Genomic DNA, 2,230 nt, shown 5'->3' on the forward strand with positions numbered 1-2,230 from the left:
TCGCGAAATTTCGCAGTCGCGACGCCAGAGACCGAGGGTTAGATCATGCCTAGCATTCACCTTCCGGCCGCCCGCTAAATATCTCCTTTTGGGTTGTTAATAAAACATCCAATAAGTTGACTGTGCGTGAAAAAGAAAGTTTTGTGTGATGGCGTTGAAGATCGCACCGTTAAGCTCTTATGTGGGATGGTGCAGAGCTCGACGACTACCGATAAAACGCAACCGCCGCAAACAGAATCGAGTAGGAGGCGGGATTACTCCCGCCGTCCTCTCACACCACCGTACGTGCGGTTCCGCATACGGCGGTTCATGTTAACACTGGAACTGTCGATGACTTTCCAGCAGTGAAACCAGTCCCAGCCTGTCGAACCAGCTCTTCTTTAAAGCCTGATTCATATGACTGGCACCAGAGTTCCACCAAGCGCCACGCTGGTTACAAGCTGACGCCCATGCCCTGACTTCATTAAGTCCTGCTTTCATCAGTTGTTTGGCTCGGGTAAAAGGTCGCTTCCATTGTCGCCAGTACAGGCAACGCAGTTTACGTCTTATCCAGCCGTCCAGCTCTTCTAGCACGCCTTTGATTTGGGTCAGTCGGAAGTAGCTTATCCACCCACGCAGTATCGGTGTCAGTTCGCTGATAGCTTTTGCTACTGATTTTGAACCATTTCCCGTGGTCAGGCTTCTGATTTTGTCTTTCAGCCTGCCTACGCTGCTTGGTGCTATTTTCAGTCGGGCCACTTTGTGCCATGTGAAGCTGTAACCAAGGAACTTACGTTCCGATGGTCTTGCCACTGCACTCTTCTGTGCATTCACCTTCAGTTTCAGCGTTTTCGCTAAGAATTCACTAATGTCTTTCAGTAAATGTTCGCCCGCCTTTTGGCTGCTGACATAAATGTTGCAGTCATCGGCGTAGCGGCAGAAGCTGTGACCTCGTCGCTCCAGCTCTTTATCCAGTTCATCCAGCAGGATATTCGATAGCAACGGGGACAATGGGCCGCCTTGCGGCATGCCTTTATCGCGTTTTAAGACCTCTTTTCCATCCACCATTTCTGCTTCCAGATAACGGCGGATAAGTTTGAGCAGCCGCTCATCTTTGATAGTCCGTGCCAGTCTCGACATCAGAATATCGTGGTCGACACGGTCAAAGAATTTCTCCAAATCCATGTCTACAACCCAGCGTTTGCCGCTTTGAATGAACTGCTGTGCTTGTCGCACCGCTTGCCACGCATTGCGGTTGGGTCTGAAGCCGTAGCTGGACTTCGAGAATGTCGGTTCCACGTAGGGTGTTAATGCTTGTGCTATCGCCTGTTGGATAAATCGGTCTGCCACGGTTGGGATACCCAGTGTTCTCACATCGCCATTTGGCTTTGGGATATCCACTTTGCGGATTGCCCGTGGCAGATAACTGCCTGCCATCAGTGTACTTTTGACGCTCGGCCAATACTGTTTCAGCCATGGTTTTAACTCCAGCACACTGAGGTTATCCACCCCCGCCGCACCTTTGTTTTCTACCACCCGCTGATACGCCAGCATCAGGTTCTCGCGGCTTATCACTGCGTCCATCGTCAACGACATTTCCGCTTTCGTTCGCCCACTGGCCACCGTATCAATTTCAACACCATCAACCAACCCCGGCGAATTCTGTTCGCTTCCTCTGTTCATGGCCGCAGTCGCCTGCGCTTGTGCATCATCAATCAACATCGAGGTCCAGAGTCCTAATCGCGGTTAACTATGTTCAGCCCTTCGTGCTGTTGGTTAAGAGCACTACTACGGCCTCGGCTGACTTCTGAGCATCCATCCCAACACCTCCCGATGTCAGTAGCACTCTGGCAGATACTCAGACCTCCCGGGGTAATTCGCGCGACCTTCCTGCTTATACCTGTCGACTCTACGTTGTAACATTCCGTGCAAGTATTGGGCTTTGGTGATATTGGCCACCTTACCCTGCTACAGCGCCTAAATCGCTTCCTGTTCGTCAGGCCAGCATTTTGCTTTCGGCTTCCTTCAGATTTAACCTCACGGTGAACACCCTTGCCGTTCAGCTAACACTTCCCCTTGCCGGGTGTGTAGAGGACTTGCACCTCCAAGTCACCGGTTTGACTACCTCAGTCAACCCAGTTGCGCTTACGCGCAACGCGCCGTGCCCGGCGCACCAAGAAAAAGCCCCAACTGATAACAGTTGGGGCTTCAGTATTGTGATTGGTGGAGCAATAGCACCCTGAACCCAAAA

Annotated in this window: 1 protein-coding gene; it reads right to left on the reverse strand. The window is 51.6% G+C overall.

Annotated features, from left to right (window positions below; all coding sequences use genetic code 11):
• Positions 1 to 312: 312 nt before the first annotated feature.
• A complete protein-coding gene (gene ltrA, locus SJ312_RS23150; protein WP_045347797.1) occupies positions 313 to 1,701 on the reverse strand; it encodes a group II intron reverse transcriptase/maturase in 1,389 nt (462 codons plus the stop codon).
• Positions 1,702 to 2,230: the final 529 nt, after the last annotated feature.

This window comes from Providencia sp. CIM-Carb-044 (genome assembly GCF_033901115.1).
Lineage (GTDB): Bacteria > Pseudomonadota > Gammaproteobacteria > Enterobacterales > Enterobacteriaceae > Providencia > Providencia hangzhouensis.

What these genes read in the sequence shown, in the direction of transcription:
- ltrA (WP_045347797.1), bottom strand. Translation starts at nt 1,701, where the DNA reads ATGTTGATTGATGATGCACAAGCGCAGGCGACTGCGGCCATGAACAGA.